Annotated in this window: 7 protein-coding genes; all 7 read right to left on the reverse strand. The window is 66.7% G+C overall.

Translation table 11 applies throughout. The annotated features are described in order from the left end of the window. Positions 1–153: 153 nt before the first annotated feature. The gene (gene argH / locus VFH65_RS31610; RefSeq protein WP_353327403.1) at positions 154–1,566 is read right to left on the reverse strand and encodes an argininosuccinate lyase; all 1,413 of its coding nucleotides are present in this window, start codon (positions 1,564–1,566) and stop codon (positions 154–156) included. Between the two features lie 82 nt (positions 1,567–1,648). After that, positions 1,649–2,848 (reverse strand): argininosuccinate synthase, encoded by a 1,200-nt coding sequence (locus VFH65_RS31615; protein ID WP_353327405.1) that lies wholly within the window; start codon positions 2,846–2,848, stop codon positions 1,649–1,651. After that, complete coding sequence (locus VFH65_RS31620) at positions 2,848–3,342, reverse strand: arginine repressor (RefSeq protein ID WP_353327407.1); 495 nt, start codon at positions 3,340–3,342, stop codon at positions 2,848–2,850. The genes VFH65_RS31615 and VFH65_RS31620 overlap by 1 nt, the downstream gene beginning before the upstream one ends. Further along, positions 3,339–4,274 (reverse strand): ornithine carbamoyltransferase, encoded by a 936-nt coding sequence (gene argF, locus VFH65_RS31625; protein ID WP_353327409.1) that lies wholly within the window; start codon positions 4,272–4,274, stop codon positions 3,339–3,341. The genes VFH65_RS31620 and argF overlap by 4 nt, the downstream gene beginning before the upstream one ends. Beyond that, complete coding sequence (locus VFH65_RS31630) at positions 4,271–5,440, reverse strand: acetylornithine transaminase (RefSeq protein ID WP_353327410.1); 1,170 nt, start codon at positions 5,438–5,440, stop codon at positions 4,271–4,273. Before VFH65_RS31630 ends, argF begins: the two co-directional genes overlap by 4 nt. Next, entirely contained in the window at positions 5,437–6,378 is a 942-nt protein-coding gene (gene argB / locus VFH65_RS31635; protein WP_353327412.1) for an acetylglutamate kinase, read from the reverse strand. The genes VFH65_RS31630 and argB overlap by 4 nt, the downstream gene beginning before the upstream one ends. Next, a complete protein-coding gene (gene argJ / locus VFH65_RS31640) occupies positions 6,375–7,589 on the reverse strand; it encodes a bifunctional glutamate N-acetyltransferase/amino-acid acetyltransferase ArgJ (protein WP_353327413.1) in 1,215 nt (404 codons plus the stop codon). Before argJ ends, argB begins: the two co-directional genes overlap by 4 nt. Positions 7,590–7,647: the final 58 nt, after the last annotated feature.

Here is a 7,647-nt window from a genome sequence, read left to right on the forward strand (position 1 = left end):
GGACAACCAAATTGCGGCGCTGCACGAATCGATGGCCGCGGCCGCCGCTGATCACGTACGGATCGGTGAACTCAACGCCGAACTGCGAGAGTTAGAGGCCCGCAAGGAATCGCTCGAAGAGGCGTGGTTGGCCTTCGCCGACGAATGAATTCCCTAGCGGCGCAGTCTGAGTCGAAGCCGGTCGGCCGTGTCGCGGACAACGCCGAGCTGCTTGGCAACCTGAATGGGAGCTGTACCGCCGCGGGCATCGCGCGAGTCGACCGAGCCCGTGATGGTCAGGACTTCGCGCACCTGCGGCGTCAGCTCCGGGTGGATCTCTGCGAGTTCGGCGTCCTCGAGTTCCTCCAGGCCGATACCGCGGGCCTCGGCCGCCTTTACGGCCGCACCCGCGGCCTCATGCGCGACCCGGAACGGGACACCCCTGCGGACAAGCCATTCGGCGACGTCGGTCGCCAGCGTGTAGCCCAGCGGCGCGAGTTCGGCCATCCGGTCGACGTCGAAGCGAAGCGTTGCGACGAGGCCCGCCATCGCAGGCAGCAGCAGCTCGAGCTGGCCGACCGAGTCGAAAACGGGCTCCTTGTCCTCTTGCAGGTCGCGGTTGTATGCCAGCGGCTGCGCCTTCAGAGTGGCCAGCAGCCCGGTCAGGTTCCCGATGAGCCGGCCGGACTTGCCGCGGGCCAGTTCGGCGACGTCGGGGTTCTTCTTCTGAGGCATGATCGAGCTACCCGTCGACCACGAATCGTGCAGCGTCACATAGCCGAATTCGGTTGTGCTCCACAGGATGATGTCTTCGGCCAACCGTGACAGGTCGACGCCGATCATGGACAGTACGAAGGCCGCCTCCGCCGCGAAGTCGCGGGATGCGGTGGCGTCGACGGAGTTGTCCGCGGCGGCGTCGAAGCCCAGTTCCTCGGCGATCGCGTCCGGATCGAGATCAAGTGACGATCCGGCCAGCGCCCCGGATCCGTACGGCGACACCGCGGCACGCTTGTCGAAGTCGGCGAGCCGGTCGACGTCCCGCAACAGCGGATGCGCGTGGGCCAGAAGGTGGTGCGCCAGCAGGATCGGCTGCGCTGACTGCAGGTGCGTCTTGCCGGGCATGATCGCGGTCGGGTGGGCGGCCGCCTGGGTGGCCAGTGCCCCGACGACGTCGAGCACGCCGTCCGCGACCCGGCGCACCGCGTCGCGCAGCCACATTCGAAAAAGCGTGGCCACCTGGTCATTTCGCGACCGGCCCGCACGCAACCGTCCGCCCAACTCGTCTCCGACCCGGTCGATCAGGCCACGCTCCAGCGCGCCGTGCACGTCCTCGTCGGTGACCAGTGGCAGGAACGTGCCATCGGCGACGTCCGACGCCAGGCTGTCCAGGCCGGCAAGTAGACCGTCGCGCTGCTCGTCGGTCAGCAGGCCAGCTTGAAACAACACCCGCGCATGGGCTTTCGATGCGGTGATGTCATACGGCGCCAGCACCCAGTCGAAATGCGTCGACTTGCTCAGTGCGGCAAGCGCGTCGGACGGGCCGACTGCGAACCGTCCGCCCCATAGCGATCCCTCGTTGGTGTTCATTTCGGGACGCTCAGTGCCGCGCGAGCGACCGCGTTTGCACGCAAACTACGGCGTGTCGCTGAGCAGACACGGTCGGTCGCGATCATTGGGACAGATCCCGGCGGGCGGCGATGCTCGACGACAGGCCGTGCACATGTACGAAGCCCTTGGCGGACGACTGGTCGAACGTGTCGCCCTCGTCGTAGGTCGCCAAGTTGAAGTCGTATAGAGATTCCTGGCTCCGGCGACCATTCACCGCAATGTGGCCGCCGTGCAACACCATCCGGATCTCACCCGACACGTGCTCCTGGGTGTGAGCGACGAACGACTCCAGTGCGTTCTTCAGCGGCGAGTACCACAAGCCGTCATAGACCAGCTCGCCCCAACGCTGGTCCGTGTTGCGCTTGAAACGGCCGAGCTCGCGTTCGAGCGTGACGTGCTCGAGCTCGGTGTGCGCGGTGATCAGCACCATCGCGCCCGGCGCCTCGTAGATTTCGCGGCTCTTGATGCCGACCAGCCGATCCTCGACGACATCGAGTCTGCCGACACCCTGTGCGCCGCCACGCTCGTTGAGCTCCTCAATGGCCTGCAGGACCGTCACAGGCCTGCCGTCGATCGAAACCGGCACGCCCCGTTCGAATCCGACGATCACCTCGTCGGGAGTGCTCCAGTTGACTGTCGGGTCTTCGGTGTAGTCGTAGACATCCTTGGTCGGTGCGTTCCACAGGTGCTCCAGGAAGCCGGTCTCCACCGCCCGTCCCCAGACATTCTGGTCGACCGAGAACGGTGAGCGCTTGCTGACGTTGATCGGGATGGCGTTCTCCTCGGCGAACGCGATCGCCTTCTCGCGTGTCCATGCGTAGTCGCGGACCGGCGCGAGCACCTCCAGATCCGGTGCAAGCGAGGAGAATCCAACCTCGAAGCGGACCTGATCGTTGCCCTTGCCGGTGCAGCCGTGTGCGACGATCCCCCCGCCGTGCTCGCGGGCCGCGGACACCAGATGCTTGACGATCAGTGGCCGGCTCAACGCCGAAACCAGCGGATACCGGTCCATGTATAGAGCGTTGGACTGGATCGCGGGCAGGCAATACTGTTCGGCGAACTCGTCTTTGGCGTCGACGACGACGGCTTCGACAGCGCCGCAGTCCAATGCCCGCTTCCGCACCACCTCCATGTCCTCGCCGCCCTGACCAAGGTCGATGGCGACTGCGACAACCTCACGGCCAGTCTCCTTGCCGATCCAGCTGATCGCCACAGAGGTGTCCAGCCCGCCGGAATACGCCAAGATGACGCGCTCGGACATTAACCAATCTCCTTCAGTTGAATGCTTTCGAACTTGGTGGCCAGTTCGGCGCCGCTCATCGGCTCACGTGCGACCACAAGGATGGTGTCGTCGCCGGCGACGGTGCCGACGACATACGGAAGCGACGCGCGGTCGATCGCGCTGGCCAAATAGTGCGCCGCGCCCGGCGGCGTGCGCAGCACCGCGAGATTGCCACTGGCATCAGTCGATACCAGCAGCTCGGCCAGCAGTCGCGACATGCGTTCGGTGCCACCGGAAACACCGCGCACCGGGCTGCCGTCCTCCGGAACGATGTACACACCGACACCGCCGTCGGCTCCGCGCAGCTTGACCGCGCCGAGCTCTTCGAGGTCCCGCGACAGCGTGGCCTGAGTGACGTCGATGCCCTCGTCGGCGAGCATCTCGACCAGCTCGCTCTGGCTGTGTATCGACTGCGACGACAAGATCGACACGATGCGGGCCTGTCGACCGGCCCGGGTGGCTGCCGAAGTCATGCCTCGACTCCGGATCGCTCCAACAGCCACACCAAGAGCGCCTTCTGCGCGTGCAGCCGGTTCTCCGCCTCGTCCCACACCGCGCTGTGCGGCCCGTCGATGACCTCATCGGTGATCTCGTGACCACGGTGAGCCGGAAGACAATGCAGCACAATCGCATTCCGCTGTGCCCGAGCGAGCAGCGCTGTGTTGATCTGAAACGGCTGGAATGGCCCCACCCGGTCGAGGCCATCGTTTTCCTGACCCATCGACGTCCAGGTATCGGTCACCAACACGTCCGCGCCGTCAGCGGCCGCCCGTGGATCCGTCGTCAAGGTCACCGAGGCGCCGGTGTCGGCGGCACGTTTCTCGGCGGCAGCGACGAACTGCGGATCGGGCTCGAAACCGGAAGGGGCGGCAACGGTGACGTGTATACCGGCGGTAACGCCGCCGAGCATCAACGAGTGCGCCATGTTGTTCGCGCCGTCGCCGAAATAGGACAGCCGCAGCCCATTCAACGTGCCCAGGCGTTCGTCGAGCGTCTGCAGATCGGCGAGCACCTGGCACGGGTGGAACTCGTCGGACAGCGCATTGACGACCGGCACGCTCGAACCGGACGCCATCGCGGTCAGACGGTCCTGCCCGAACGTGCGCCACACGATCGCCTCGACGTAACGGGACAACACCTTCCCGGTGTCCTCGAGTGTCTCCTCGCGCCCCAGCTGGGTGTTGCGGCCGTCCACCACGACGGCATGGCCGCCGAGTTGGGCGATGCCGACCTCAAACGAGAAGCGGGTGCGGGTCGAGTTCTTGTCGAAAATGACGGCCACGCCCTTCGGGCCGTCGAGCGGGCGGCGGCTGAACGGCTCCTTCTTCAGCTCGGCGGCCAGTGCCAGCACCTCGGCCTGCTCGTCGGGCGTCAGGTCGTCGTCGCGCAGGAAATGCCGGGTCATGAGGCCGCCGCCTTGTCCAGAACCTTTGGCAGCGCAGTCAGGAAGTCGTCGATCTGGGCCTCGGTGATGACCAGCGGTGGGGCCAGCCGGATCACGTCGGGGGCGGCGGCGTTGACCAGGAATCCGGCATCGCGGGCCGCGGCCTCTGCGGGCTTGGCGGCTTCGGAGTTCAGCACCACGCCGCGCAGCAGCCCGCGGCCGCGGACATGGTCGACCAGCGGATGCCCCAGCGATTCGATGCCTGCGGACAGTGTCTTGCCGAGCACGTCGGCGCGGCCGATCAGATCGTCGTCGGCCAGGACTTTGAGCACGGCCAGCGCGGCCGCCGTGCAGACCGGGTTGCCACCGAACGTACTTCCATGCAGACCCGGCGTGAGCAGATCGCCGGTCGCGCCGACCGCGATGCACGCGCCGATCGGCAGCCCGCCGCCAAGGCCCTTGGCCAACGTCACGATGTCGGGGGTGATGCCGTCGTGCTGGTGGGCGAAAAACGCTCCGGTGCGGCCCATTCCGGTCTGCACCTCGTCGAGTACCAGCAGCGCGCCGTGCTTGCTTGTGATCTCGCGCGCGGCGACCAGGTATCCGGAGGGCGGGACGACGACGCCGCCCTCCCCCATGATTGGTTCCAGGAACACCGCGGCGGTGTCGTCGTCGACCGCAGCGGCCAGCGCATCGGTGTCGCCATACGGGATGTGGGTGACGTCGCCGGGCAGCGGGGCGAACGGCTCCTGCTTGGACGGCTGGCCGGTCAGTGCAAGCGAACCCATGGTCCTGCCGTGGAAAGCGCCTTGGGCGGCAACGAGTTTCGTTCGACCGGTCAGGCGGGTGATCTTGAAGGCCACTTCGTTGGCCTCGGTGCCGGAGTTGCAGAAGAACACCCTCGCCTCGGCGCCGAGCAGAGCGACCAACGCCTCGGCCAGCGCGATGCCGGGTTCGGTCGCGTAGAAGTTCGACGTGTGGCCGAGGGTGTTGAGCTGACGTGTCACCGCCTCGATGACGGCGGGATGGCGGTGGCCGAGGATGTTGACCGCGATGCCGCCGAGCAGGTCGACATACGACTTGCCGTCGACGTCGGTCACCACGGCGCCGTCACCGCTGGCCAAAGCCAAAGGCGGCGTGCCGTAGTTGTTCATCATCACGGCTTCCCAGCGCTGCTGGAGCGTCATGCTCCTCCCCTCCTGTCCGACTCCTCGCCGGAGCTCGTACCTCGCTCCGGTGTCGTCGTCGGACGCACCACTTTCGTGCCCGTCCCCTCGTCCGTGAACAGTTCGACGAGCACGCAATGCTCGACGCGGCCATCGATGACGTGCGCGCTGGGCACTCCGCCGCCAACCGCGCGCATACACGCCTCGATCTTGGGCACCATGCCGGCCTCGAGCGTCGGAAGCAGTTGCGTCAATGCGGCGACGTCGATTTCGCTGACCAGCGACGTGCGATCCGGCCAGTTGGTGTACAGGCCTTCGACGTCGGTCAGCACGACGAGCTTCTCGGCGTGCAGCGCCTCGGCCAACGCGGCGGCCGCTGTGTCGGCGTTGATGTTGTACACCACGCCGTCGGCGTCCGGCGCAATTGTCGACACCACCGGAATACGGCCTGCTGCAATCAAATCCATCACCGCATCGGTGCTGACCCGTTCGACGTCGCCGACAAGACCGATGTCTGTCGCCACTCCGTCGACGGTGACGCTGCGCCGCACGGCGGTGAACAGATGGGCGTCCTCGCCGGTGATGCCGACGGCGTACGGACCGTGGGCGTTGATGAGGTTGACCAGTTCGCGGCCGACCTGGCCGAACAGCACCATGCGGGCGATATCGAGCACCTCGGGCGTCGTGACACGGAAGCCGCCCTTGAAATCGCCTGCAATGCCGAGCCGTTTGAGCATCGCACTGATCTGCGGGCCGCCCCCGTGCACCACGACCGGATGGATACCGCAGTTGCGCAGGAACACCATGTCGGCGGCGAACGCCTCGCGCAGGGTGTCGTCCGTCATCGCGTTTCCGCCGTACTTGACGACGACGATCTTGTCGTGCAACTGCTTGAGCCACGGAAGCGCGGATGCAAGGACATCGGCCTTGACGTGACGATCGACGGCAGTGGCGGTCATGAGCTGTACGCCGAGTTCTCTTCGACGTACCCGTGAGAGAGGTCTGTTGTCCGGATCGATGCGTGATCCGTGCCGACTCCGAGGTCGATCGTAACGTCGATGTCGGCGCCGGACAGGTCGACATCACGCGCACCTGGCGCGCCGACACCCTCGACACATACCGCAGAACCGTTGAACGACACGCTGATCCGATCAGGCTCCAGCGCAACCGGGGCCATGCCGACAGCGGCCAGCACACGTCCCCAGTTCGCGTCGGAGCCGAACAGCGCGGTCTTGACCAGGCTGTCGCGCGCGACCACCCGGGCGGCCGTCAGCGCGTCGTCCTCCGAGGCGGCTCCGGTCACCGTGACAACGATGCGCTTGGTTACACCTTCGGCATCGGCCTGCAGCTGGGTGCACAGGTCGTCGCAGACCCGCAGCACAGCGTCGTCGAGATCGCTTTGGCTGGGCGCGATTTCGCTGGCACCTGAGGCGAGTAGCAGCACGGTGTCGTTGGTGGAGCAGCTGCCGTCGACGTCGAGCCGGTCGAAGGTGAGCGCGGCGGCTTTGCGCAACGCCTGATCGAGGGCCGCTGCGTCGGCGACGGCGTCGGTGGTGATGACGCACAGCATGGTGGCCAGTGAGGGTGCGAGCATGCCCGCGCCCTTGGCCATGCCGCCGACCGTCCAATTGCCGGTGTGGTGCAGCGCAACCTGTTTGGGCACGGTGTCGGTGGTCATGATGGCCCGGGCGGCCTCTTCCCCACCAGTCAGGCCACCGGCCAGTTCGTGCACGATTTCGGTGACACCTGAGGTGACTTTGTCCATCGGCAGCCGGTCGCCGATCAGCCCGGTCGAGCAGACTGCCACCTCGATGGCGCCGGTGTCGGTGCCCCAGTCGGACAGCGCGGCGGCGACGGCCTCGGCGGTGGCGTGGGTGTCCTGAAATCCCTGCGGGCCGGTGCAGGCGTTGGCCCCGCCGGAGTTGAGGATGACCGCGCGCAGCCGACCGGTGGTGAGCACCTGCTGCGACCAGAGCACCGGTGCGGCCTTGACCTTGTTGCGGGTGAACACGCCCGCGGCGCCGTAGTCGGGACCCTCGTTGAACACGAGCGCCAGGTCGAGCGCGCCGGATGCCTTGATGCCGGCGGCGATTCCGGTGGCGCGAAAGCCGGCGGGCGCGGTGACGCCCTGGGTGCGGACGAGCCGGGGGGTGTCGGTGAGGTCGGTCACGGCGCTACTCCCACAATCGACAGTCCTTCGGTTTCGGGCCAGCCCAGCGCAAGGTTCA

The organism is Mycobacterium sp., assembly GCF_035697385.1.
In the GTDB taxonomy this organism is placed as follows: Bacteria; Actinomycetota; Actinomycetes; order Mycobacteriales; family Mycobacteriaceae; genus Mycobacterium.

What these genes read in the sequence shown, in the direction of transcription:
- argH (WP_353327403.1), bottom strand. Translation starts at nt 1,566, where the DNA reads ATGAACACCAACGAGGGATCGCTATGGGGCGGACGGTTCGCAGTCGGC.
- VFH65_RS31615 (WP_353327405.1), bottom strand. Translation starts at nt 2,848, where the DNA reads ATGTCCGAGCGCGTCATCTTGGCGTATTCCGGCGGGCTGGACACCTCT.
- VFH65_RS31620 (WP_353327407.1), bottom strand. Translation starts at nt 3,342, where the DNA reads ATGACTTCGGCAGCCACCCGGGCCGGTCGACAGGCCCGCATCGTGTCG.
- argF (WP_353327409.1), bottom strand. Translation starts at nt 4,274, where the DNA reads ATGACCCGGCATTTCCTGCGCGACGACGACCTGACGCCCGACGAGCAG.
- VFH65_RS31630 (WP_353327410.1), bottom strand. Translation starts at nt 5,440, where the DNA reads ATGACGCTCCAGCAGCGCTGGGAAGCCGTGATGATGAACAACTACGGC.
- argB (WP_353327412.1), bottom strand. Translation starts at nt 6,378, where the DNA reads ATGACCGCCACTGCCGTCGATCGTCACGTCAAGGCCGATGTCCTTGCA.